This window comes from Halomonas sp. FeN2 (assembly GCF_020595105.1).
GTDB lineage: Bacteria > Pseudomonadota > Gammaproteobacteria > Pseudomonadales > Halomonadaceae > Vreelandella > Vreelandella neptunia.
In genome coordinates, this window is record NZ_CP074200.1 from 3,989,658 (window position 1) to 4,012,756 (window position 23,099).

Here is a 23,099-nt window from a genome sequence, read left to right on the forward strand (position 1 = left end):
TATCAATTTGTCATAAAACGTAAACTCATTTGTTATATACAGGAATTCCGCGCCTTTCGGCGCCGCTATTATCATGATCGAGTCGAACCAAACTGCTCCGCTAAATTTGCTTGCCACCTGCCCCAAAGGCATTGAAGGCCTGCTCCACGATGAACTAGTGGCACTGGGCGCCACGCCGGGTAAAACCACGGTGGCCGGTGTGTATTTCACCGCCAGCCAAGCCATCGCCTACCGGGTATGCCTATGGTCGCGATTGGCCAACCGGGTCATTTTGACTCTGGTACGCGAGTCGATGATCGACACCGCCGATCAGGTGCGCGATGTGGTTGCCCGCATTGCCTGGACTAAACACTTGGCGCCTGGCAATACGCTGGCGGTCGATTTTCACGGGCGCAGCGAACAGATTCGCCATACCCGCTTTGGTGCGCAAACCGTTAAGGACGGCGTAGTCGATGCACTCCAGTTGGCGGGGCAGGAACGCCCCAATGTGGATACCAAAACACCGCATTTGCGCATCTATGCCCACTTGCACCGTATGAACTTAACTATTGGGCTGGATCTCTCTGGTGAGAGCCTGCACCGCCGCGGCTACCGCCGGGATGTAGGCCATGCGCCGCTAAAAGAGAATTTGGCCGCCGCGCTGTTGGTGCGCGCGGGTTGGCCCGAGCGCTTAAAAGCGGGAGAGCCGTTGATTGACCCGCTGTGCGGTGCCGGCACGCTACTGATCGAAGCTGCCATGATGGCCGCCGACCAGGCACCGAACCTCAACCGGGAACGGTTCGGCTTTCACGGCTGGGCAGGGCACGATGACGAAGCATGGCGGGAACAGAAGCGTGAAGCCGAAGCGCGCGCTTCGATTGGTCGCAAGCGCTGCAAGGCCCAGCTATTAGGCTTCGACCAGAGCCCCGCGGCGCTCTCTGCGGCGAAAGCCAATGCCATGCGGGCGGGCATCCCGGCATTGATTGATCTGCATGGGCAGAGCCTTGCCCAGCTTACCCGCCCCGAAACGCTCACCGCCGAACGTGGCCTGCTGATCACCAATCCTCCTTACGGCGAGCGCCTGGGGGAGTTGCCTGAGCTGGTGCGTCTATACGCCCAGCTGGGTGAGAAAGCCAAAGCGCTATTCCCTGGCTGGACGCTGGCGGTGTTTACCGGCAACCCTGATCTCGGCCACCGGTTGGGGATGCGTGCGCACAAACAGTACGCGCTTAAAAACGGTGCCTTGGATGCCAAACTGCTGCTTATGGAAATTGGTGACGCCGAGCACCTGCCGACCGTTAGCGATACACAGCCTGTTCAGAGCGAGAGCGTTGCAGTGGCGGCGCCTAGTGAAGAGGTTAGCGAAGAGCAAACGGCTCATAAAAACCAAGACAATGCCCAGATGTTTGCCAATCGGCTGATTAAAAATCAGAAGCGGCTGAAAAAGTGGCTGAAGCAGAGCGGCGAAACCAGCTATCGCGTGTATGACGCGGATATGCCCGAGTACGCTTTGGCGGTGGATCGTTACGGTGACCGTGTACACGTGCAAGAGTACGCGGCGCCCAGTTCGATCAATCCAGCTCAAGCGCAGAAACGCTTGTACGATGCTTTGGAAGTCATGCCCGAGGCGCTTAACGTTGACGCCAGCAAGATCTATATCAAGCGTCGCGAGCGCCAAACTGGCAGCGCCCAGTACCAGAAGCGCGCTGCCAGCGGTGAACGTTTTGAGGTGCAGGAAGGCACAGCTCGGCTTTGGGTGAACCTGCGTGACTACCTGGATACCGGTCTGTTTCTAGACCACCGCCCGGTACGACGCATGTTGGGCGAAATGGCCAGCGGTAAACGCTTTTTGAACCTGTTCTGTTATACCGCCACGGCAACGGTGCAGGCCGCCTTAGGCGGCGCCAGCGACAGCGTGAGCGTGGATATGTCCAATACCTACCTGGAGTGGGCCAAGGACAACTTTGCGCTGAATAAGCTCGATACACGGCTGCATCGCGTGGTTCGCGACGACTGTTTCCGCTGGCTGGAAACCGCCAACGCCGAGTTCGACCTAATCTTTATGGATCCGCCGACGTTCTCTAACTCGAAGAAAATGCGCGACACCCTCGACGTGCAGCGCGATCATCCACGGCTTGTGGAGCTCGCCATGGCGCGCTTGGCATCCGGTGGAACCTTGGTGTTTTCTAATAACCAGCGGCGCTTTAAACTGGATGAATCACTCAGCGAGCGCTACGCGGTAGAGGATATCACCGGGCGCAGTTTCGACCCCGATTTCCAGCGGCGTACGAACCTGCACCATGTGTTTTTACTCAGGCATAAATAATGGATTGATGCGGCAGGCACCCTATAGTCTCATTAGGCCAAGAGCCAAACATTCGCGAGCTAAAGCTCCCTCCCACAGGGCTGAAACTCGGCAGATAATCATTATGGGATGCCGCTGTAGAGTTGGTCTGGCACTTCGGCGAAGGGTGCTTCTCTTGGTCTCATCAGGATCAAGACTGTTGTGGGAGGGCGCTTCAGCGCGCGAAGGGTGCCGCAGGCACCCCTTAGCCTCATCAGGCAGGAGGCTAAAGCATTCGCGAGCTAAAGCTCCCTCCCACAAGGGCTGAAACTCGGCAGATAATCATTATGGGATGCCGCTGTAGAGTTGGTCTGGCACTTCGGCGAAGGGTGCTTCTCTTGGTCTCATCAGGATCAAGACTGTTGTGGGAGGGCGCTTCAGCGCGCGAAGGGTGCCGCAGGCACCCCTTAGCCTCATCAGGCAGGAGGCTAAAGCATTCGCGAGCTAAAGCTCCCTCCCACAAGGGCTGAAACTCGGCAGATAATCATTATGGGATGCCGCTGTAGAGTTGGTCTGGCACTTCGGCGAAGGGTGCTTCTCTTGGTCTCATCAGGATCAAGACTGTTGTGGGAGGGCGCTTCAGCGCGCGAAGGGTGCCGCAGGCACCCCTTAGCCTCATCAGGCAGGAGGCTAAAGCATTCGCGAGCTAAAGCTCCCTCCCACAAGGGCTGAAACTCGGCAGATAATCATTGTGGGGAGCCGCTGTAGAGTTGGTCTGGCACTTCGGCGAAGGGTGCTTCTCTTGGTCTCATCAGGATCAAGACTGTTGTGGGAGGGCGCTTCAGCGCGCGAAGGGTGCCGCAGGCACCCCTTAGCCTCATCAGGCAGGAGGCTAAAGCATTCGCGAGCTAAAGCTCCCTCCCACAAGGGCTGAAACTCGGCAGATAATCATTGTGGGAAGCCGCTGTAGTGTTGGTCTGGCACTTCGGCGAAGGGTGCGTCTCTTGGTCTCATCAGGATCAAGACTGTTGTGGGAGGGCGCTTCAGCGCGCGAAGGGTGCCGCAGGCACCCCATAGTCTCATTAGGCCAAGAGCCAAACATTCGCGAGCTAAAGCTCCCTCCCACTGGGGCAACCATCAGGCTGGCAGCGTTAATTCCACTCTGAGTGACGAGAAACCAGAGTTCAGGAGAGAGTTTAAGCATGATTCAGCTATCGCTTTACACAACCATGGGCTGTCACCTATGCAGCCAGTTAGAAGCACTGGTGGCCGCACTAGCGAATCAAGAGGTGTGGCTGCACCACATCGAGATTAGCGACGACGACGCCCTGGTTAAGCGCTATGGCGTGAGAATACCGGTGATTGTGGATAGTGAAGGCAATGAGCTGGATCGTGGCTTTGAGCTTGAGCGATTAAGCACTTGGTTGCGCGAGCGCGGCTGGCTGGATGAGGCAGCGCTGGCAGCGTTTACAGCACTGCCAGACACCGCGCCGCCTAAAGGCGCCCATCAGCGTGATGGCCGACGTTTTTTAGGTTAACCAAATACATGGCTAATAAACGCAGGATGAACAGTGCATGTCTGAACGCGAGCGGCTCACATTGCATCCAGCAACGATAGCTGGCGCATAGCTTCTTGGCCTTCGGGGGTATGGTCGGCCACTTCCAGTACCTTGCGAAAGCCTCGTGAGGACTGGATCGTGGCCTCGTCCTCCAGCCACATATGGGCTTGATCCAGCGTATCGGCTAGCTGATGTTTCAGGCCGCCAAACTGAGTGCCGATTTGGCCCCAGGCGCGACTGAAAATCCAGTCACCAAACATATCCTGGTGAATATGAACCAACACATAGTCATGGTTGGTTTCCCAGCGTACGATCACAACACTCTCCTTACTTAGCCTTTAAAAGATAGCCTTTAAACACGCCTGCCCATCAAGCCGTCGCGGGCGTATTGTAAAGCTCGGATACCCAAACGCCTATGAAACTTGTCATCGACGCCAATATCCCCGCTGCCGAGCATTGTTTCGGCCATTTCGGTTCGCTCACCCGCGTGCCAGGGCGGGAGATAAACGCCGCCCACCTGCAGGATGCCGATGCACTCATCGTGCGCTCCATTACCCAGGTCAACGATAAACTGCTTGCCGATAGCGCCGTGCGCTTTGTGGGTACTTGCACCATCGGCACGGATCATATCGATCAGGCAGCGCTTGCCCAGCGCGACATCGCCTTCGCCAGCGCGCCAGGCTGCAATGCCGAAGCGGTGGTTGATTATGTGTTGAGCAGCCTGCTGACTCTGGCGGAACGCGATGGCTGGGCACTTAGCGAACGCACTGTGGGTATTGTGGGGGTGGGCAATGTGGGTAGCCGACTGCAGGCGCGACTAGCCGCCATGGGCGTGTCAACGCTGGCCTGTGATCCGCCCAGGGAAGAAGAGGGGGCAGGGGGAGGCTTTCACTCCTTAGACGCCCTGATCGAGCGCTGTGATGTGCTATGCCTGCATACACCGCTTACCCAAGCAGGTCCTCACGCGACTTACCAGCTCCTCAATGCCCAGCGCATCGAGGAGCTTGCCCCCGGTTGTGTGCTGCTCAATGCGGGACGGGGCGACTGCGTGGATGGTTTAGCGCTACGCAGCCGCATAGCAGGCAAGGGCGATATCAGTGCCATACTGGATGTTTGGGAGGAGGAGCCCGACATCGATGCTGGCTTGCGTGATCTTGTCTCCTTGGCAACGCCGCATATTGCCGGACACAGCTTGGACGGCAAGCTACGTGGTACCTGGATGATTCAGCAGGCGCTGGCTCACCACTGCGGTCAGCCAAGCTATCTCACATTTGCCGATATTTGCCCACCGCCCGCGCTGACGTCGCTGCATTTGCAGCACGCACTACCCCCGGAAGACGCCCTGCGGCTCTGCATGAGAGCGGTGTATGACGTACGCCGCGACCACGATGCGCTTCAGCGCCAAACGCAGCATCACGGTATGCGCAAAGGCTTTGATGACTGCCGAGCCAACTACCCGCTGCGGCGAGAATTCGCCACGCTCAACGTGAAACTGTCAGGGGAAGCGATAGCGCTGGAAGGCGTATTGCGTGGTGCAGGATTTAGTGTCAATGGCCGCTTTGATGAGAACAAGCACTAAATAATGCTGCTACTGATAAATTGCTCGCTGGGCTTTTAATTTACTAGCGAACTAGGCATAGCAACTCTCTGGCTAAATCTTGATGTTTATACGGCAAAGCCGTATATTTAAGTGATGCTGTTTATCGAAACCTCTACCTTCACCAAGCTATTACCGAGCTACCTTACGGATGAGGAATATCGTGGGCTGCAAGCGTATCTATTGCAGAAACCGGATGCGGGCGACCTCATAAAAGGGTCGGGTGGTGTGCGTAAGGTACGTTGGGCATCAGAAGGTTCTGGAAAGAGCGGTGATATTAGAGCTATCTACTACTGAAAGAAGTCTGACCACGAAATATGGATGCTTACGCTGTACAGCAAATCGGAGCGCGCCAGTATTTCTGGTCATATGCTCAAGCAGATCGCGGAGGCCATCAAAAATGATTGATAGAAATCTTGGGGCAGAGATTCTCGACGGTATTAATGAAATTAAGCAGTTCAAGAAAGGCAACGTGGCTCTGCGAACTAATCAGTTAGCAGAGCCCTCACCGCCAAAAATGATTCGGCAAAAACTGAAACTGACACAATCAGCATTTGCAGGTCTTATGGGAGTAAGCATACGTACTCTTCAAGACTGGGAGCAAGGTCGAAGAGAGCCACAGGGCCCGGCGGTTGCCCTTTTACGTATAGCTGAGCAACATCCGGAAGTCTTTGAACAACTTCACTGAGCAAAGAGAAATTGTACTGTGGAAAACAGTAAGGCCCGCATCTGCGGGCCTTAAACGTATGGCACTGCTAAAAAATTACTGGCGATAAGCGGCTTCTTTCAGCGCCCGGATGCGCTCATCCAGCGGCGGGTGGCTGGCAAATAGCTTTTCCACCAGCGAGCGTGTTTGGCCTTTGGTGATGGCCATGGCGCGCAGCGTATCCGGCATTTGATCCGGCATTTCGGTTTCGGTTTTCAAGCGTGCCAGTGCACTCACCATGGCGTTGGTGCCCGCCAAGCGCGCACCTGCTTCGTCGGCGCGGTATTCGCGGTAGCGCGAGAACCAGGCGACGATAGCCGAGGCTAAAATACCAAACACAATTTCAGCGACCATCACCACCGCGAAGTAGCCCATAAAGCCCAGTCCGCCTTCGCCATCGCTGCGGCTGCGCAGGAAGTTATCGACTAGATGTGCCACTACCCGGGCAAAGAACATCACAAAGGTGTTCACCACGCCCTGGATCAGCGCCAGTGTCACCATATCGCCGTTAGCGACGTGTCCAATTTCGTGAGCCAGAACCGCGCGCACTTCTTCCGGGCGCATGCGGTTGAGTAGGCCTGCTGAAACGGCCACCAGCGCATCGTCTTTGTTCCAGCCGGTGGCAAAAGCATTGGACTGTTGGGCCGGAAATATACCCACTTCTGGGGTTTTGATGCCTGCTTCACGGGAGAGCTCAGCAACCGTGTCCAGCAACCACCGTTCAGTGGAGTTGGAGGGTGTTTCGATAATCACCGTGCCGGTGCTGCGCTTGGCCATCCACTTGGAGATAAACAGCGAGACGATGGAGCCCGCCATGCCGAAAATAAAGCAGAAAATCAGCAGGCTGGTGAAGTTGATGCCCTGGCCGCGCAGATAGCCCTCTACGCCTAGCAGGCGCAGGGTAATACTGGCGACCAGCAAGACCGCTATATTGGTGCCTAAAAACAGCAGAATTCGCATCATGGTGCAGGTTCTCCCCTAAAGTTCATCGAAGCATTACTAGATTAATGGCTTAGATACGTGCTGTTCATGGCAGTTTCAAGTCATGGCTACAAAAGCTACTGCCGATAGCGCGACAAGAAGTTGGCAAAGCGGTCGAGTGCATCGCCTAACTGGTCGGCCCAGGGCAGCGTCACGATGCGCACATGATCCGGCTCTGGCCAGTTAAAGGCTGTGCCCTGTACCAGCAGTATTTTTTCCTGAAGCAGTAGATCCAGCACCATCTGCTGGTCGTCTTTGATATTGAAGACCTTGGGGTCGAGCCTTGGAAAGGCGTACAGCGCGCCTTTAGGTTTCACGCAGGAAACGCCGGGGATTGCGTTTAACTTCTCCACGGTAATATCGCGCTGGGCCAGCAGTCGCCCGCCGGGCAGGATTAAATCATTGATCGACTGATAGCCCCCCAGAGCGGTTTGAATCGCGTGCTGGGCGGGGACGTTGGCACATAGCCGCATAGAGGCGAGCATATTCAGCCCCTGGATATAGTCTTGAGCGTTTAGCTTGGCCAGGGTGCCGGAGATAATCATCCAGCCTGAGCGGAACCCGGCACAGCGATAGCTTTTGGAGAGACCGTTCATGGTGATGACCAGTTGGTCGTCGTCCGCCAGGGCGCCCGTGGCGGTGTGCTCGACGCCGTCATACAGAATCTTGTCGTAGATCTCGTCAGAGAACACCACCAGGTTGTGCTGCTTGGCGATCGCCAACACCTCTTTCACCACGGCAGGCGGATACACCGCGCCGGTGGGGTTGTTGGGGTTGATGAGCACAATGGCACGTGTGTGGCTGGTGATCTTGGCGCGAATATCCGCCATGTCTGGCGTCCAGTCCGCCTGTTCGTCGCACAGGTAGTGCACCGCGTGGCCACCGGAAAGGTGGGCGGCGGCGGTCCAGAGCGGGTAGTCCGGCGCGGGAATGAGTACTTCATCGCCGTCGTTGAGCAGCGCCTGCATGGCCATCACGATTAGCTCAGAAACGCCGTTGCCGATGAAGATATCTTCAATACCCACGCCGGGAATCTGCTTGCGCTGGCACTCCTGCATAATCGCTTTACGGGCAGAGTAGAGGCCTTTGGAGTCGCAGTAGCCCTGGGCCGTGGGCAGGTTGCGCATCACATCCTGGAGAATCTCTTCCGGCGCCTCAAAACCAAAGGGTGCAGGGTTGCCAATGTTTAGCTTGAGAATTCGCTGACCTTCCTCTTCCAAGCGCTTGGCGTGGTCGAGTACCGGGCCGCGAATGTCGTAGCAGACATTGTGCAGTTTATGAGATTTCTTTAACGGTTGTGATTCTTGCGACTGCGGGGTATCCATGAGGTGTCTGTCCAAATAGTAGCTAGAGGCCCAAAAGTGTCCAAAAAAACATAAGTGCTTAAAAAGTGCCCGTACGCCGTGCCTTTGGCTAAGGAGCAGTTAGGCCATTATGCGTCGGAAAGTAGTTGATTGTCTTCGTCGTTTTGCACGGGCGGCGGAGGAATGTCTGCCGGGGTTTCAAGCGTTAGCCTGCCCAGCTTGCCATCACGCAGTTCGTGAAGCAGAACTTCCGCGCCGCGGTGCAGATCAACGGCGCCGCCGGGGCGCAGCCCGCCTCGGCGGGCAGCGATATCTTTTAAGATGGCGTTACCGTCGAAGCCAGCAATAGCGAGAAAGTCGGGCTTTTTCGGACCATCTGCATCAATGTCGTGGGGGATGTCCGGTGCGGCGTAGGGCGGCAGCTCTTTGAGCTTATAACGCTCGGTGAGCGCTTCGGGGTAGCGTTTGGCCAGCTCCGCGCTGGTGACAATCGCTACATCGGCGTACTCGATAGCAGTGTCACGAATGGCGCCGGTGGCCGCAAGACGATAGGCGCTAGCCTGATCCTCAATTTTCGGCCAAAGCACTCCAGGCGTGTCGGTAAGCGCTACGCGTCCATCGATGCGCACCTTTTGCTGGCGCTTGGTGACCGCTGGTTCGTTACCCGTTTTAGCGATTTTGCGCCCGGCAAGGCCGTTAATCAGCGTGGATTTTCCCACGTTGGGAATACCCATCACCATCACGCGCACATCCCGGTCAGCACGAACGGCACCAGCCAGCTCATGGCACAGCTTGGGGATTTTCTTTAGCTCGCGGGTGTTGGTGGTGGTCACCGCCAAGGCGCGCATATTCTCTTGGGCATCGAAATAAGCCACCCATTCGGCCGTTCGCTCTGGGTCGGCGAGGTCGGCGCGGGAAAGAATTTTCAGCACCGGCTTGTGGCGGGTTAGCTCGGCCAGCATCGGGTTGGCGCTGGAGTAGGGCAGACGCGCATCGAGTACTTCAATGACCACATCAATTTCAGGCAGCACCTCCTTAATCTGGCGGCGGGCCTTGTTCATATGTCCGGGGAACCAGCCGAGCATGGGTTTCTCCTGCAAGTACAAAAATAACGGCACAAAAAAAGCGGGCGTCCATTCTAGCAGATGACGCCCGCCTTGCCGGTTTTCCTTGCGAGGATTTAGCGCAGATTACTCGTCAGGGTGAAATTCCAACGATACTGAGTTAATGCAGTAGCGCAACCCGGTAGTCTCCGGTGGGCCGTCGGGGAAAACATGGCCCAGATGAGCATCGCAGTGAGAACAAACTACCTCCGTGCGCTGCATGCCGTGAGTGGTATCCGTATGCTCCTCAACACAGCGGCTACCCAGCGGCCGATCAAAGCTTGGCCAGCCGCAGCCAGCGTCGAATTTATGCTCGTTCTCAAACAGCGGCGCGTGGCAGCAAACGCAGTGGTAAATACCCTGCGCATCGCGCACCTGATAATCACCGGTGAACGGGCGCTCGGTGCCTTTCTCGCGTGCTACGCGGTACTGCTCGGGGGTTAGCTGCTGTTGCCACTCGTCAGGGGATTTTTCTATTTTCGCCATGCTCTGTTCCTCTCCCTTGTGCATTGCGCTTACATCGCTGAGGCCAAGTGTTGTTGGTCTCACTAGCCTAGTGACACCACTTGGTCATCATGAGTTTCAGCATGGGCGATTATACATCGCTGTGCCAGTGTAAAGCGCTATACGCTAGCCGCACCGCCGTTACTGCGAGGATCGTGGGCGCTCTCTATCAGCCCATCCGGGTGATGCACAATACCGCCTGCATGGCCCATGGTGTCACTGAACGCCTCGGGCAGCACTTCCACATCGTGGCCTGCCGTTGCCAGAGCGGTGACTAGGGCATCGTCAAAACGCGCTTCGAGCTTCAAGTTAGTGCTGGTTTCACCCCAGGTGCGCCCCAGCAGCCAGCGGGGAGCCGTAATCGCCTGCTGCAGCGGCATGCCGTGCAGCGCATAGCGTGAAAATACCGCTGCCTGGGTTTGCGGCTGGCCTTCACCGCCCATAGTGCCGTAAACCATAGTGCGGCCATCGTTGAATTTAGCAAGCGCCGGGTTAAGAGTGTGGAAAGGTTTGCGGCCGGGAGCTAAGCCGCGCAGGTCGTCGGGGTTAAGCGAAAAGCTGATGCCGCGGTTTTGCCACAGCACGCCGCTTTCTGGCAGCACTACGCCGCTGCCAAACTCCCAGTAGATGCTCTGAATAAAGCTCACCGCACGCCCTTCGCTGTCCACGGTGCCCATCCAAATGGTGTCGCCAGGAGCGGGCTCGTGTGGCCAGGGCAGAGCGTGTTGTGGGTCGATTTGAGTCGCCTCCCGGCCAATATTCTCTTCGCTGAGTAACTCCTGCAGCGGTGTGGGTACGCGGCCGGGGTCAGTGACGTTTTGGTCGCGCAGGATAAAAGCGCGCTTTGTCGCTTCGATGAGTCCGTGCAGGTGGTCAAAACCATTTGGCTCAGCAGCTTTTAAACGTTCGTAGATGCCCAATATCATTAGCGACGCCATGCCCTGAGTCGGGGCAGGTAAGTTATACAGCTTGGCATCTTGAAGCGTTACTTCCAGCGGTGTGACTCGCTGGGCTCGGTAGGCGTGAAAGTCAGACAAACGCAGTGGGCTGCCCACCGCCTCTAAATCTCGCGCCATGCTAGCGGCCAGCTCGCCGCGGTAGAAGTCGTCTAACCCCGCTTCCGCCAAGCGCTTAAGTGTCGCGGCCAGGCGCGGCTGGCGAAGTCGTTCGCCTTCACGGGGAACCTGGCCGTTAAGCAGTAGGGCGTCACTAAAGCCTGGGCTTTGGGTTAAACGCTCAATGTGTTTAGCGGTAAGCGCTTCCTGGCTCTGGGAGACCGCAATACCTGTCTCGGCATGATGAATGGCGTCGGCCAGTAGCGTGGTGAGAGGCAGCTGCTTACCCCATGCCGACGCCGCGTTAAGCGCTTCATGCCAGCCGCCAATGGTGCCGGCCATGGTCAGAGCAGCTTTAGGGCCGCGCTCGGGAATCTGCGTTTCACCCGCATAGAAATCTCCATCGGCGAGCCCCGCTGCCGGGCCGCAGGCGTCAATGGCAATCGGCGCTTTGCCCGGCTCATGAATGAGCCAGAAGCCATCGCCACCCAGGGCGTTCATATGCGGGTAGACCACCGCAATGGCCGCAGCGGCAGCGACCATGGCTTCCACCGCATTCCCACCCTGTTTAAGCACATCGCGCCCGGCGCTTGCGGCGAGGTGGTGAGGGGCGACACAGCTACCGCCGTAACTACGTTGGGTGTGGAGCATCTTAGAATCCTTGTTATTAAGCAAATAGTTATTAAGTAAATAGTTGTTAAATAAATACTAAGGCAGTTCGTTACCAGCCAATGGCTGCGGGCAACCAGGTGGCAATGCTGGGAAAGATAAATACCAGCGCGACGGCGACGAACTGTAAACCGATAAACGGTAGCGCGCCTTTATAAATATCCAGCGTCGAGACTTCTTTCGGCGCTACACCCTTGAGGAAAAACAGCGACCAGCCAAAGGGTGGGGTAAGAAACGAAGTTTGTAGCACGAGTCCCACTAAAATACCCAGCCACACCATATCGACGCCCATCTGAACAAAGAAGGGCAAAAACAGTGGTAGGGCAATATAGCTGATCTCAATCCACTCCAGGAAGAAGCCCAGCACAAACATCAGCAGCAGCATGAATAGCATCGCGCCTAGCTCGCCACCGGGCACCCAATCGAACATACGGGCCACCAAGTGCTCGCCGCCCAAGCCACGAAATGCCAGGCCAAATACCTGGGCGCTGATCAAAATAAAGAACACCATGGCCGAGATCACCAGCGTGGCCTTGGCAACCTCTTTGAGTAGCGCAAAGGTTAACCGCCCCGAGCAGGCTACAATTAGCAATGCTCCTAGCGCACCCATGGAGGCCGCTTCAGTTGGCGCGGCAATGCCGCCAATAATCGAGCCTAATACCGCAAACACCAACCCCACTGGCGGGCCCACCACGGTAATCACTTTGCGTATCAACTGACCCCGGCCCATTTCTGCTCGCTCCTCGGCGGGGATTGGCGGCATTAGGTCGGGATAGAGCTTGGCGATCATCAGTATGGCAATAATATACACCGCTGCCAGCGTTAGCCCTGGCACCATGGCCGCTGCGAACATCGTACCGACCGATTCACCCAGAATTTCCGCGAGCAGAATCAGCACCAGGCTGGGCGGAATAATCTGCCCTAAGGTGCCTGACGCACAGATCATCCCTGTGGCCAGGGTTTTAGGGTAGCCGCGGCGAAGCAACGTCGGTAGCGTGAGCAGACCAAGGGTAACGATAGTGGCGCCCACAATGCCGGTGGCGGCGCCTAACAGCACACCCACGAGAATTATCGCCACACCCATGCCGCCTGAAATGCCGCCGAACAGATGGCCGATGACATCGATCAGTTCCTCGGCCAGCTTCGACTTCTCCAGCATCACCCCCATAAACACAAACAGCGGTATGGCCATAAAGGTGTAATTGGTCACTACGCCGAAAATACGTGACGGCAGCAGATTAAACAGCATTGGGCCAAAGCCAATGTAACCAAAGAAAAAGGCCGTCGCCGCGATACTGATACCTACGGGAATACCTATCAGCAGGAACACAAAAAAAGCCACGATCATGCCGATCGCTAGCCATTCATTGGGAGACATGGGTTATTCACCTCGTGTGGGTAGGGCGAAAGCCTGACGCATCGCGTGGGCCAACCCTTGCAGCGCGAGAAGGACAAAACCGAATGGAATCAGCGATTTGAGCAGCCAGCGCAGAGGCAGGCCACCGGGGTTGGGCGACGCTTCGCCGCGGGCGAATGACTGGTCGATCCAGGGCAGCGTCAGCCAGGCGATATACAGCCCCATCACCAGCAGCAATAGACCTCCGACCACTTCAATCACCCGTTGCAGGCCAGCGGGGAAGCGTTCGTAGAAAACATCCACGCGCACTTGCTCGCCCATCAATAGCAAATACGACATGCCAAACAGCGCTATAGGCGAGATCAGATGCCACTGCAGCTCCTGCAGCCATACCGCCCCTATGCTGAACACATAGCGCATCAATACGTCGCCAGCGACGAGTCCGACTAAAACCACGCAGGTCCAGGCGGCGATCCAGCCAAATAGCTGAACCACCGCCTCAACTCCGTGGACAAAAAATGCCACGGCGCGCATATCAGACTCCGATAATGTCGTTTAACCAAGCCCGCTCACTGGCACCCGCCCAGCGGTCGTGGTTGGCTTTAAATGCCATGTAGCTATCGTGCACTTTGCGCACCAGCGGGTCGGCGTTGGCCTCTGTCGCCAGGGTATCTTGAGTGGCTTCGCGCAGCGCATCGACAACGGGGGTAGGTAGCATGCTGGCAGTGACGCCTTCGTTCTCCACTAGATCTGTCATGGCCTCGCCATTGACCGCTTCAGACCAGGTCACGCTCTCCAAGCAGGCGGCCATACAGGCAGTTTTGACAATCATCTTCAGGTCTTCTGGCAGGCTGTCCCAGTGGGTTTTCGAGATGAGCAGTTCACCCGTGGTTGATGGTTCGTGCCAGCCGGTGGTGTGGTAGAACTTGGCCGCGTTGTGGAGCCCCATACGGCGGTCTTGGAAAGGCCCCACAAACTCGGCTGCATCAATCACGCCACGTTCCAGCGCGGGGAAGATTTCACCACCGGGCAGTACCCGGGCATCCACGCCAAGTGAAGAGTAAACCTGGCCCGCCAAGCCAGGAACGCGCATGCGCAGACCGTTGAGCTGGCTAATATCCTCAATCGGCTCGCGGAACCAGCCAGTCATTTGCACGCCGGTATTGTTCAGCGGGAAGGCGACCATGCCGTAGGGCTCGTACACCTCGTGCCAAAGCTCCAAACCGCCGCCGTGGTAAAGCCACGCCATATGGCCCATAAAGCTCATGCCAAATGGAACGGTAGTAAAGTACTGAGCGGCAAAGGTAGTGCCGGACCAGAAGTAGCTGTTAGCGGCGTTCATTTCGATGGTGCCGCTTTGAACGGCTTCAAAGCCTTCAAAGGCCGGAATCAGTTCGCCGGATGAAAAATGCTGAATATTGAGTCGCCCGCCGGACATGGCGTTGATTTTGGCGATCACATCAGTGGGGCTGCCAGGGCCTTCCACGTAAAACGGCGAGCCGGGCGGGTAGGCATTGGTCATACGCCAGTTGAAACTCTCGGCGGACTGCGCGCGGGCGATAGACGGGGCGCCCAAGACTAGGCCTGCCGTGGAAGAGACGGCAGCTGTGGTGAGAAACTTGCGACGGGATAAGGACATAGCACACCTCATTAATGGGGGAGTTGGTCAGCCAGGGAACACAATGAAGTAGCAAGGGGTGTGCCATAAAAATCGATTTTATTTTAAATAAAAGATTTTTAAGGGTTTTGTCGGTCTCTGCTGAAAAGACTAAATATAAGAAAAATAACTGTTTGCACCGTTATGGCGCTGAATGAGTGCCCAGGGCACCCTCGGTGTGCATACTGACTTCGCAAAAGTTGGACGCAGAGGTAGGTGATTGAAAGCGGGTCAGTTAGTTTGGTGAGGGCAGGGTGCTTGACAGCTCAATAAGGTCTGAGTAACATACGCGCCACCTCGACGAGGCAATGCAACGTCCCATTCGTCTAGTGGTCTAGGACACCGCCCTTTCACGGCGGTAACAGGGGTTCGAACCCCCTATGGGACGCCACTTATTCTTTTTCTTTCTAGAGCTAGAGTAAGCGGTCGTCAGGGTTATCGGAATGCGGGAATAGCTCAGTGGTAGAGCATCGCCTTGCCAAGGCGAGGGTCGGGAGTTCGAATCTCCTTTCCCGCTCCAAGCATTAAAGTGCTTACAGTGTCCCATTCGTCTAGTGGTCTAGGACACCGCCCTTTCACGGCGGTAACAGGGGTTCGAACCCCCTATGGGACGCCACTTCCGGTAGGTTAGGTAAAAAGCTTAGGTAAAAGCTAAGCAAGTGTTCTATAAGCGGGAATAGCTCAGTGGTAGAGCATCGCCTTGCCAAGGCGAGGGTCGGGAGTTCGAATCTCCTTTCCCGCTCCAGTTTTAGGTGTCGGATTAAGTTATTGTCCTGCTCCAATCAGTCCCATTCGTCTAGTGGCCTAGGACACCGCCCTTTCACGGCGGTAACAGGGGTTCGAACCCCCTATGGGACGCCATCTAGCTTTATATGTTGTTTACGTTGCGGGAATAGCTCAGTGGTAGAGCATCGCCTTGCCAAGGCGAGGGTCGGGAGTTCGAATCTCCTTTCCCGCTCCATTTTGGATGTGTGGTTAAGAGCATCGCCTTACCAAGGCGAGGGTCGTGATCTGGTGCGCCAGCCCGGCCGATCTCCTTTCCCGCTCCATGTAAACAAGACCAGATAGTTCTGCAATTTCCCAGCTTCAAAAGTTTAGTCTTCCCTTTGTTTCCATGGTGTATCGGCTAATTGCTGGGCATCACTGTTTGCGTGTCTGACGTTTGGTGGTCGTGTTCACCTTGAAAAAAGTCGTTTGCGCCCTAATGTTTTACCTTCTCTTCTTTTTTTGCTGACAGGACATGTTCATGGCCGAACCGGCATTGTCGATCCGTGGCCTTACCAAAGTGTATGGTAATGGCTTCCAGGCGCTCAAGGGTATTGATTTAGACGTCCAGCAGGGCGATTTTTTTGCTTTGTTGGGCCCCAATGGCGCCGGTAAATCCACCACCTTGGGGGTGGTCTGCTCGCTGGTGCAAAAGACGGCGGGCAAGGTCTCCATATTCGGTATCGATGTGGATAAAGACTTCGCTAAAGCCAAGTATCAACTGGGTGTGGTACCCCAAGAGTTCAACTTCAATCAATTTGAGAAAGTGCTCGATATCGTGTTGGCTCAGGCAGGCTACTACGGCATGACCAGTCGCGAAGCTTTGCCCCGCGCTAAGCAACTGTTGACCGATCTGGGCCTATGGGAAAAGCGCAACGGCAGCGCTCGCATGCTGTCAGGTGGCATGAAGCGCCGCCTGATGATCGCTCGAGCGCTGATGCATCGCCCCAAGCTGCTGATTCTGGATGAGCCAACCGCCGGGGTGGATATTGAGCTGCGGCGCAGCATGTGGGAGTACATGCGGCGGATTAACCAAGACGAAGGCACCACCATCATCCTGACGACTCACTACCTGGAAGAGGCTGAGAGCCTGTGCCGTAATGTGGCGATTATCAATAATGGCGACATTGTGCGGAACACTAGCGTGCGAGGCCTGCTGGCGGAGCTGAATACCGAGACCTTCCTAATTGATACCTCCGAAGCCATTGCAGACATCCCCAAGATAGACGGGTTTGAGATAAAGCAGTTGGAGTCTACTCAGCTATCACTCGTGGTGCATCGCGGGCAACGTCTAAACGATGTCTTCAAGGCGTTGAGTGAGCAGGGCATTCAGGTGGTTTCCATGCGTAATCGAGCCAACCGCTTAGAGGAGATGTTTGTGTCGATGGTGGAAGGTAGTGGGCTAGGGGCGATAGACCAGCGCGTTGAGAAGACGGAGGAGCGCGCATGAATGCTACGCAAACATTGATTGCTCTTTGGACGCTAGTGCTAAAAGAGATCAAACGTTTCACCCGCATTTGGCCGCAAACGCTGCTGCCTCCCTCAATCACCATGGCGATGTACTTCATTATCTTCGGCAACCTAATCGGTTCGCGGATTGGTGACATGGACGGCTTCAGCTATATGGACTTTATTGTCCCAGGGCTGATCATGATGTCGGTGATTACCAACAGCTACTCCAACGTGGCGTCGAGTTTCTTCTCCAATAAGTTTCAGCGCTCGATCGAAGAGATGATGGTTTCGCCCATGCCCAATTGGGTGATCCTGGCCGGCTTTATTTTAGGCGGAATGGCGCGAGGCTTGGGCGTGGGGTTAATCGTTACAATCGTTTCGCTGTTCTTTACCCGTTTAACCATGGAGCATCCGCTACTTACGGTATTGGTCGTAGTGCTGACGTCTGCACTGTTCTCCATTGGCGGCTTTATTAACGCTCTGTTGGCCAACAAGTTTGACGATATTTCTATCGTGCCGACCTTTATCCTTACGCCGCTGACCTATTTGGGTGGGGTGTTCTACTCGATCTCAATGTTGCCCGACTTCTGGCAGGGCGTTTCCATGCTCAATCCAATTTTGTACATGGTCAACGTTTTCCGTTATGGCTTCTTAGGTGTTTCGGATATTCCCGTTGGCTGGGCGCTCGCTGCCATTTTTGCCTTTATCATAGTGCTGTTTGGCATTGCGCTGGCGATGCTGGAACGTGGCAAAGGTATTCGCAGCTAGTCGTCTGCTAGACGCATCAATCCGATTGAGAAAAGAGAGCTTTATATAATGGCACATCGCCCAGACACTTTAGCGCACGCGCCGTTAGGGCGCGATTCCGCTTACCCTGAACTGTATGATGCGGGGCTGTTATACCCTATTCCCCGTGCGGCTAATCGAGTGCCGCTGGGGATTGAAGAGGGGGCTCTGCCGTTTGCGGGTGAAGATGAGTGGCACGCTTTTGAAGTCTCCTGGCTGAACAGCCGCGGTAAACCGATTGTGGCCGTGGCGCGTTTCCGCTTGCCAGCAGCCTCGCCCAATCTGATTGAGTCCAAATCCTGGAAGCTCTACCTCAATAGCTTCAACCAAACCCGTTTCTATAGTCGTCAGGAAGTGATGGAAACGCTTGCCAATGATCTCTCCGTAGCGGCGGGGGCTGAAGTAAGTGTCGAGCTGTTTGACGTGGATGCGTCAGAGCTTTCGCCACAGCAATTGCCGGGCGAATGCCTTGACGATTTAGATATTGCAGTAAGCGACTATACGCCTAGCAGTAACCACCTCTCGGTAGGGGAAGAGATTGTCGAGGAGACGCTTTACTCCCATCTGCTTAAATCTAACTGCCCGGTTACCGGCCAGCCAGACTGGGGAAGCGTGCTAATTCGTTATAAAGGCCCGAAAATCGACCGTGAAGGGCTACTGCGCTACCTGATTGGGTTTCGTCAACATCAGGATTTTCACGAGCACTGCGTTGAACATATCTTCACCGACCTAATGGCCCAGGCAAAGCCCACGCAACTACTGGTACTGGCGCGCTATGTGCGTCGCGGCGGGTTGGATATCAGCCCTTGGCGCGCAACTCCTGGACTAACGCCCCCCACGCCGCTGCGCCTAGCAAGGCAGTAAGTGACGATGTTATAAATGACTGTGCTATAAATGACGGTGCTAAAGTAGCCTCACACAATTGGACTTGGAGTCATCAATGGACGCACTCACGCTGCTTCACGAGCGTAGCTCAATGGGCAAGCTGATGGAGCCAGCGCCCAGCGGCGAACAGCTCAGCGCCATTTATCAGGCCGCACTGCGGGCCCCAGATCATAAAGAGCTGCGCCCCTGGCGCTTTATCGAGTTTAGCGGGGAAGGGCGAGAACGTTTGGGCGAGTTATTCGCCGAGGCGGAGTTTCAGGAGGATCCTAGCGCCGATGACGAAACGCTCAACTCGGCGCGTAAAAAGCCGCTGCGGGCGCCAATGATTATTGCCGTGATCGCCAAGGTCACGCCTGAGCTCGAAAAAGTACCTAAAATGGAGCAGGTGATTTCTGCCGGGTGCGCCGCCCACGGTATTCTACTGGCCGCCCACGCGCTGGGGCTAGGCGCGATGTGGCGCAGCGGGAAGTATGCTTTCGACCCCGTGGTTCGCAAAGGGCTGAGCCTGGATGAGGATGACGAAGTCGTCGCATTTATCTACCTGGGCACCTTGGGTGGTCGCCATAAACCGGTGCCACAGCATAACGTTGCTGACTTTGTGGAGCGTTGGGACTAGCGATGAGTCTCCCCCGCCAGCCAGGCATCCCTCACCCTCGATTGCCGCTGCCAAAAGGCCAGCCGGAAAATCTGGCCGCTTTTCAACAGTGGCTAAGTGACGCCATACCCATGGTGAGCGCGTTAGGTATTAGCGAAATGACGCGCCAGGGAGATTCACTAGCCTGGCAGTTAGCACTGGAGCCCAACCTTAACGATAAAGGCACGGGCTTTGGTGGCGCACTGACGGCGCAGACGACGCTGCAAGGCTGGTGCTGGGTAACGCTATGGCTGCGTGAGCGGGGCATCGCACGGGATGTCGTGGTTGCCGAGGCTAGCCAGCGTTTTCTGGCACCGGTAACCAGTGATTACCGCCTGGTATGCACGCCAGCCGTGCCAGAAGGCCCTGCTCAGCTTGCCAACAAGCTCGCTGAGCGAGGAAAAGGCCGCATAGCGCTAACCCAGCAGCTCTATTGTGGTGAGACGCTCTGCCTGGAAGCCAGCGGCAGCTACGCAGTATTGTCTGAACGATAACGGTGCGACAACACGGGTTGCGTCACAACGTTAACCGCGGTGTGCCACTAAACTAAAGGTTCGTCAGCCGGAAAAGGCTTGCTATTTCGAGGCTTAGCCAATAGTATATGCGCCGTTCTGTCGCGAAAGGTTCAGCCTTTCAACAGCGCCAAAACGCGGAGGGGTGTCCGAGTGGTCGAAGGAGCACGCCTGGAAAGTGTGTAAGCCGCAAGGCTTCGAGGGTTCGAATCCCTCCCCCTCCGCCACAGAATTTTAAAGGCCGTCAAGCACTTAGCTTGACGGCCTTTTTCGTTTTTGGGCTTTGGGAGCGGTTTTGGGAACAATCCTGGGAATACTACAGGTCTAACTGCTTCTCGATGAGCGCTGGAATGTCAGGGCCGTCGCTGCGAATCCACTTGCCATAGCGGCGCTGGATCATTGTGATAGTGGCGTGGCCAACGTGGTTGGATATCCAGTGCAGCGGCACCACTCCCAATGAGAGCAGCTGGCTTATAAACGTGTGCTGGCACTGGTTGGGGCCGCGGTAGCGGACGCCTGCGCGTTTCAGGTAGGTTTTTCCAGAAGCGCTTGCGGATAGCGTTCTCGTAGAAGGGCTCATTGCGCTTGGTTTTCGTCACCTTAAAACGCACCCGTACCACGCCGTGCCGATAGCGAATAATCCACATCCAGTGTGTCTTTCCAGGCCAACGCTTGGGGTTCAGAGATGCGCTCACTCCGGCAATCGCACCCAAAGTGCATTGGATCGGCCATGGAAACGCTGTTATCTGGGCTACCGTCTCACCCTGAATTAAGCTATTAAGTGCAGCACCAGTGGTTTCTAGTGCTGCGGAGTATTCTCCCAAGAACACCTTGTCGTGGGTTCGGTATCCCAGCCGCTTCCTGGATCTATCGTTCAGCTTATTGACGACCCTCCTTCGAGCTGCAGCGATAGCGTTTCAGTCGTCTGTTTTGCCCTCTACTTAGCGGTTTTTATCTTTATAGTGAGTTGCTTATGTAACCGCTAAGGGTAACGGTGTCTCTGGACAAGTGAAACGCTACTTACCCTGTTTCCTCTATCCTAGGCTCATAGTTCGCTGCATTTATCCTATAAGCTCAGGCTTTACAGCAAGTTGCCTCCCACGTAAAGTTGGTCATAAAGTATTATGAGGTAAGTCTTTTCGCATTATCCCGATGATTAGTAGGTTCAACCGACCTGTAAGCCCTTGATATTCAGCTTCTGGGTTTTCCTTTTTGAAGTTTGTCGGCGTTTCACATCAGCATGCGGATCTGCCGCAAAGACGGTAGAGCGGAACATCAGCAAGGAAAATTGTAGCGATGATGACTATTACCATCTTTGTTTGTGGGCATGTAACTCTTGTAACGAGAGCTGGCCTAGCCGATAGCAAGGAAGTACTAAAGACCCTACATGAGCCAGTGGCGTTCGATGGCTGCAATTTTATCGATACCAACAGCGTGAAGATTGGCGGGCTTGCTGACTGCATCATTGTCCCAGGTGAGTCCATGAGAACCGTACTGGCTTAAGGAATGCTGATGTCCGATTCTCCCCGCAATCACTCCTCTGCCAGCCGGATGACAGAGGTGATCACGTTTATATTCGGTCTTGTGCTGCTGATTATCATCTTCAGTGAATTGCCATCAGACGTATTCACCCCCGAGTCTCAAAGCTTTTTTTTCCTTATCGGCTGGGTCGCGATCTGGCGCTATTCCTGGTGGGCAGTACAGGCTATTCGTTCAATGTGGTACAACCGCGTTGTCTTTCCCAGATTGCGTGCCGAGGCCGATGCGGCTGGAGAACTCCAGAAGCCGCCCGAGCTGTTCGTGCTGTGCACCTCCTTCCGAATCGATATGCATGTCAACTTTCAAGTCTACGATGCGTTGATACGAGAAGCTCGCAATTACGGTGTGTCGACGACGATTTTCGCCTCCGTCTCGGATCGTACCGATGTGGACATCATTACTCATGTCATGGACGATCATGGCTGGCCACAGAACGTCGAAGTGCGCTACATGTTTCAGAAGGGAGACGGCAAGCGTTCTGCTATGGCCGAGGTGTTGCGGGCAATCTCCAGGTGCCTACCCGCGCCGGGGTCGCTGCTGATCTCGATGGACGGTGATATGCGCCTTGAGCCAGAAACGCTATCTCGCTCGCTCTCCTTCTTTATTGCCCAGGACGATCTGGGGGCGCTGACCACCAACAACCGTGCCGAGGTGACGGGGGACGATGTCACCCGCGAGTGGTATGACTTACGTTATGCACAGCGCCATCTGATGATGAGCTCGATGTCGCTGTCGCGCCGCCTGCTCGTGCTTACGGGTCGCTATAGTGTCTTTCGCACCGATCTCGCCATTCAGCCGGACTTCATCGAGATGATCGAAAGCGATCACGTTGATCACTGGCGCTTTGGTAGATTCAAGTTCCTGTCGGGTGACGATAAGTCATCATGGTACTGGCTGTTGAAAAACGGCTGGTCCATGCTCTACATCCCTGACGTCTTCGTGACCGGGTTTGAGGAGCTACCCGATCGGCGTCGCTTCTTTGCCTCGACCACCGATCTAATGCAGCGCTGGTTCGGCAATATGCTGCGCACTAGCAACCGGGCAATTGCTCTGGGGCCAAGCCCAATGGGGATGTTTCCCTGGTGGAGCTTGATCGATCAGCGTATCTCAATGTGGACAACGCTGGTGGGGCCCACGGCGGTGATTCTGGTGATACTTTTCATAAGACCCTCCTTCTTCTTCGCCTACATGCTGTGGATACTATTTAGCCGCTGCATTGCCACTTCAGTGCTGGCCTGGCAACGCGGGCGTTTCAGCCTCCTGTGGATTCCGCTGATTTATTACAACCAGGTGTGGGGCGCAATACTAAAGACCTACGTTAGCTTTCGCTTCAACCGCCAGCAATGGTCTCGCCAGGGAATCTCCGCGGGTGAGCCTGTCGATCAGGGAGTGGTTCGTAATCAGCGACGCATAGGCCATGTGATGCATGGTTTCGCTTATGGCGTTCTTCTCTACATTTTGATTATCTTGACCGGAGTCATGACACCCCCGGATCTAACTACGCTGCACATCACCATTGATCAGATCGGGAAGCACGAGCAGCACCCCCAGCGTCTTGATCGCTCGCTCGACACAACCCTTACCGATAAGGGCTGTGAACTGGTCAAGCTGCCTCCAGACGATTTCATGACCGAAGGTGATCTGATCGATAGCCTGCAGCTAAACGCCATCGCACAAGCCAACCGAATGGCAGTTTCAATGACCATGTGCAAAACAAGACCCAGGGTCGAGCCTTCGGCTCCGATCGAAGTGTCTGTGACTCAACCCTGAC

Annotated in this window: 20 protein-coding genes and 7 tRNA genes; 17 read left to right on the top strand and 10 right to left on the bottom strand. The window is 55.6% G+C overall.

The window, feature by feature from the left end:
* Positions 1 to 73 precede the first annotated feature (73 nt).
* Both rlmKL and KF947_RS18385 read left to right on the top strand, forming a co-directional pair.
* Positions 74 to 2,305 (top strand): bifunctional 23S rRNA (guanine(2069)-N(7))-methyltransferase RlmK/23S rRNA (guanine(2445)-N(2))-methyltransferase RlmL, encoded by a 2,232-nt coding sequence (gene rlmKL, locus KF947_RS18380; protein WP_227404743.1) that lies wholly within the window; start codon positions 74 to 76, stop codon positions 2,303 to 2,305.
* A gap of 1,160 nt (positions 2,306 to 3,465) precedes the next feature.
* Positions 3,466 to 3,801, top strand: a complete 336-nt coding sequence (locus KF947_RS18385; RefSeq protein WP_133733375.1) for a glutaredoxin family protein — start codon at positions 3,466 to 3,468, stop codon at positions 3,799 to 3,801.
* A gap of 56 nt (positions 3,802 to 3,857) precedes the next feature.
* Here KF947_RS18385 and KF947_RS18390 read toward each other — a convergent pair whose 3' ends face one another.
* Complete coding sequence (locus tag KF947_RS18390) at positions 3,858 to 4,139, bottom strand: hypothetical protein (protein WP_133733376.1); 282 nt, start codon at positions 4,137 to 4,139, stop codon at positions 3,858 to 3,860.
* A gap of 98 nt (positions 4,140 to 4,237) precedes the next feature.
* On the opposite strand from KF947_RS18390, the gene pdxB reads away from it, so the two are divergent.
* Together pdxB and KF947_RS18400 are read left to right on the top strand one after the other, a co-directional pair.
* A complete protein-coding gene (pdxB, locus tag KF947_RS18395) occupies positions 4,238 to 5,401 on the top strand; it encodes a 4-phosphoerythronate dehydrogenase PdxB (protein WP_133733377.1) in 1,164 nt (387 codons plus the stop codon).
* A 418-nt stretch (positions 5,402 to 5,819) separates the two neighbouring features.
* Positions 5,820 to 6,107: a helix-turn-helix domain-containing protein gene (locus KF947_RS18400; RefSeq protein ID WP_223289232.1), complete on the top strand. Its 288-nt coding sequence runs from the start codon at positions 5,820 to 5,822 to the stop codon at positions 6,105 to 6,107.
* A gap of 75 nt (positions 6,108 to 6,182) precedes the next feature.
* On the opposite strand, the gene htpX is transcribed toward KF947_RS18400, so the two are convergent.
* From htpX to KF947_RS18440, 8 genes are all read right to left on the bottom strand, one after another.
* On the bottom strand, positions 6,183 to 7,088 hold the full coding sequence (gene htpX, locus KF947_RS18405; protein WP_223289231.1) for a protease HtpX: 906 nt from the start codon (positions 7,086 to 7,088) through the stop codon (positions 6,183 to 6,185).
* A gap of 95 nt (positions 7,089 to 7,183) precedes the next feature.
* Positions 7,184 to 8,431, bottom strand: a complete 1,248-nt coding sequence (locus KF947_RS18410; RefSeq protein WP_040479048.1) for a pyridoxal phosphate-dependent aminotransferase — start codon at positions 8,429 to 8,431, stop codon at positions 7,184 to 7,186.
* Positions 8,432 to 8,538: 107 nt separating this feature from the next.
* Positions 8,539 to 9,495: a ribosome biogenesis GTPase YlqF gene (ylqF, locus tag KF947_RS18415; protein ID WP_133733380.1), complete on the bottom strand. Its 957-nt coding sequence runs from the start codon at positions 9,493 to 9,495 to the stop codon at positions 8,539 to 8,541.
* A gap of 105 nt (positions 9,496 to 9,600) precedes the next feature.
* Complete coding sequence (gene msrB, locus KF947_RS18420) at positions 9,601 to 9,999, bottom strand: peptide-methionine (R)-S-oxide reductase MsrB (RefSeq protein WP_022520408.1); 399 nt, start codon at positions 9,997 to 9,999, stop codon at positions 9,601 to 9,603.
* A gap of 137 nt (positions 10,000 to 10,136) precedes the next feature.
* Complete coding sequence (locus KF947_RS18425; RefSeq protein ID WP_227404744.1) at positions 10,137 to 11,723, bottom strand: gamma-glutamyltransferase family protein; 1,587 nt, start codon at positions 11,721 to 11,723, stop codon at positions 10,137 to 10,139.
* A 70-nt stretch (positions 11,724 to 11,793) separates the two neighbouring features.
* Positions 11,794 to 13,119 (bottom strand): TRAP transporter large permease, encoded by a 1,326-nt coding sequence (locus tag KF947_RS18430; RefSeq protein WP_223289229.1) that lies wholly within the window; start codon positions 13,117 to 13,119, stop codon positions 11,794 to 11,796.
* Between the two features lie 3 nt (positions 13,120 to 13,122).
* Positions 13,123 to 13,632, bottom strand: a complete 510-nt coding sequence (locus KF947_RS18435) for a TRAP transporter small permease subunit (protein ID WP_223289228.1) — start codon at positions 13,630 to 13,632, stop codon at positions 13,123 to 13,125.
* A 1-nt stretch (position 13,633) separates the two neighbouring features.
* Positions 13,634 to 14,737 (bottom strand): TRAP transporter substrate-binding protein, encoded by a 1,104-nt coding sequence (locus KF947_RS18440; RefSeq protein ID WP_133733384.1) that lies wholly within the window; start codon positions 14,735 to 14,737, stop codon positions 13,634 to 13,636.
* Positions 14,738 to 15,070: 333 nt separating this feature from the next.
* Between KF947_RS18440 and KF947_RS18445 the strand changes: the two genes are divergently transcribed.
* The 12 genes from KF947_RS18445 to KF947_RS18500 all read left to right on the top strand — a co-directional run bounded on the left by KF947_RS18445 (position 15,071) and on the right by KF947_RS18500 (position 20,016).
* A tRNA-Glu gene (locus KF947_RS18445) sits at positions 15,071 to 15,146 on the top strand.
* A 54-nt stretch (positions 15,147 to 15,200) separates the two neighbouring features.
* Positions 15,201 to 15,275, top strand: a tRNA-Gly gene (locus tag KF947_RS18450).
* A gap of 20 nt (positions 15,276 to 15,295) precedes the next feature.
* A tRNA-Glu gene (locus tag KF947_RS18455) sits at positions 15,296 to 15,371 on the top strand.
* A 54-nt stretch (positions 15,372 to 15,425) separates the two neighbouring features.
* Positions 15,426 to 15,500: transfer RNA gene (locus tag KF947_RS18460), tRNA-Gly, on the top strand.
* Between the two features lie 40 nt (positions 15,501 to 15,540).
* A tRNA-Glu gene (locus KF947_RS18465) sits at positions 15,541 to 15,616 on the top strand.
* A 25-nt stretch (positions 15,617 to 15,641) separates the two neighbouring features.
* A tRNA-Gly gene (locus KF947_RS18470) sits at positions 15,642 to 15,716 on the top strand.
* A 285-nt stretch (positions 15,717 to 16,001) separates the two neighbouring features.
* Positions 16,002 to 16,970 (top strand): ABC transporter ATP-binding protein, encoded by a 969-nt coding sequence (locus KF947_RS18475; RefSeq protein ID WP_223289227.1) that lies wholly within the window; start codon positions 16,002 to 16,004, stop codon positions 16,968 to 16,970.
* Positions 16,967 to 17,740, top strand: a complete 774-nt coding sequence (locus tag KF947_RS18480; RefSeq protein WP_133733386.1) for an ABC transporter permease — start codon at positions 16,967 to 16,969, stop codon at positions 17,738 to 17,740. Before KF947_RS18475 ends, KF947_RS18480 begins: the two co-directional genes overlap by 4 nt.
* 48 nt (positions 17,741 to 17,788) lie before the next feature.
* Positions 17,789 to 18,622, top strand: a complete 834-nt coding sequence (queF, locus tag KF947_RS18485) for an NADPH-dependent 7-cyano-7-deazaguanine reductase QueF (protein ID WP_223289226.1) — start codon at positions 17,789 to 17,791, stop codon at positions 18,620 to 18,622.
* A gap of 76 nt (positions 18,623 to 18,698) precedes the next feature.
* Positions 18,699 to 19,259 (top strand): nitroreductase family protein, encoded by a 561-nt coding sequence (locus KF947_RS18490; protein WP_223289225.1) that lies wholly within the window; start codon positions 18,699 to 18,701, stop codon positions 19,257 to 19,259.
* Positions 19,260 to 19,261: 2 nt separating this feature from the next.
* A complete protein-coding gene (locus KF947_RS18495) occupies positions 19,262 to 19,771 on the top strand; it encodes a YiiD C-terminal domain-containing protein (protein WP_223289224.1) in 510 nt (169 codons plus the stop codon).
* 157 nt (positions 19,772 to 19,928) lie between these two features.
* A tRNA-Ser gene (locus KF947_RS18500) sits at positions 19,929 to 20,016 on the top strand.
* Between the two features lie 89 nt (positions 20,017 to 20,105).
* Here the strand turns inward: KF947_RS18500 and KF947_RS18505 are convergent.
* Entirely contained in the window at positions 20,106 to 20,369 is a 264-nt protein-coding gene (locus KF947_RS18505) for a hypothetical protein (RefSeq protein WP_227404745.1), read from the bottom strand.
* A 932-nt stretch (positions 20,370 to 21,301) separates the two neighbouring features.
* On the opposite strand from KF947_RS18505, the gene KF947_RS18510 reads away from it, so the two are divergent.
* On the top strand, positions 21,302 to 23,098 hold the full coding sequence (locus KF947_RS18510; RefSeq protein WP_227404746.1) for a glycosyltransferase: 1,797 nt from the start codon (positions 21,302 to 21,304) through the stop codon (positions 23,096 to 23,098).
* The last annotated feature ends 1 nt before the right edge of the window (position 23,099 follow it).

Bases quoted from the DNA above. Each gene is read 5' to 3' on its own strand.
- KF947_RS18385 (WP_133733375.1), top strand. From the start codon at position 3,466: ATGATTCAGCTATCGCTTTACACAACCATGGGCTGTCACCTATGCAGC.
- queF (WP_223289226.1), top strand. From the start codon at position 17,789: ATGGCACATCGCCCAGACACTTTAGCGCACGCGCCGTTAGGGCGCGAT.
- KF947_RS18425 (WP_227404744.1), bottom strand. From the start codon at position 11,723: ATGCTCCACACCCAACGTAGTTACGGCGGTAGCTGTGTCGCCCCTCAC.
- KF947_RS18480 (WP_133733386.1), top strand. From the start codon at position 16,967: ATGAATGCTACGCAAACATTGATTGCTCTTTGGACGCTAGTGCTAAAA.
- rlmKL (WP_227404743.1), top strand. From the start codon at position 74: ATGATCGAGTCGAACCAAACTGCTCCGCTAAATTTGCTTGCCACCTGC.
- KF947_RS18510 (WP_227404746.1), top strand. From the start codon at position 21,302: ATGTCCGATTCTCCCCGCAATCACTCCTCTGCCAGCCGGATGACAGAG.
- KF947_RS18400 (WP_223289232.1), top strand. From the start codon at position 5,820: ATGATTGATAGAAATCTTGGGGCAGAGATTCTCGACGGTATTAATGAA.
- KF947_RS18440 (WP_133733384.1), bottom strand. From the start codon at position 14,737: ATGTCCTTATCCCGTCGCAAGTTTCTCACCACAGCTGCCGTCTCTTCC.
- KF947_RS18410 (WP_040479048.1), bottom strand. From the start codon at position 8,431: ATGGATACCCCGCAGTCGCAAGAATCACAACCGTTAAAGAAATCTCAT.
- pdxB (WP_133733377.1), top strand. From the start codon at position 4,238: ATGAAACTTGTCATCGACGCCAATATCCCCGCTGCCGAGCATTGTTTC.
- KF947_RS18505 (WP_227404745.1), bottom strand. From the start codon at position 20,369: ATGAGCCCTTCTACGAGAACGCTATCCGCAAGCGCTTCTGGAAAAACC.
- KF947_RS18435 (WP_223289228.1), bottom strand. From the start codon at position 13,632: ATGCGCGCCGTGGCATTTTTTGTCCACGGAGTTGAGGCGGTGGTTCAG.
- ylqF (WP_133733380.1), bottom strand. From the start codon at position 9,495: ATGCTCGGCTGGTTCCCCGGACATATGAACAAGGCCCGCCGCCAGATT.
- htpX (WP_223289231.1), bottom strand. From the start codon at position 7,088: ATGATGCGAATTCTGCTGTTTTTAGGCACCAATATAGCGGTCTTGCTG.
- msrB (WP_022520408.1), bottom strand. From the start codon at position 9,999: ATGGCGAAAATAGAAAAATCCCCTGACGAGTGGCAACAGCAGCTAACC.
- KF947_RS18490 (WP_223289225.1), top strand. From the start codon at position 18,699: ATGGACGCACTCACGCTGCTTCACGAGCGTAGCTCAATGGGCAAGCTG.
- KF947_RS18430 (WP_223289229.1), bottom strand. From the start codon at position 13,119: ATGTCTCCCAATGAATGGCTAGCGATCGGCATGATCGTGGCTTTTTTT.
- KF947_RS18495 (WP_223289224.1), top strand. From the start codon at position 19,262: ATGAGTCTCCCCCGCCAGCCAGGCATCCCTCACCCTCGATTGCCGCTG.
- KF947_RS18475 (WP_223289227.1), top strand. From the start codon at position 16,002: ATGGCCGAACCGGCATTGTCGATCCGTGGCCTTACCAAAGTGTATGGT.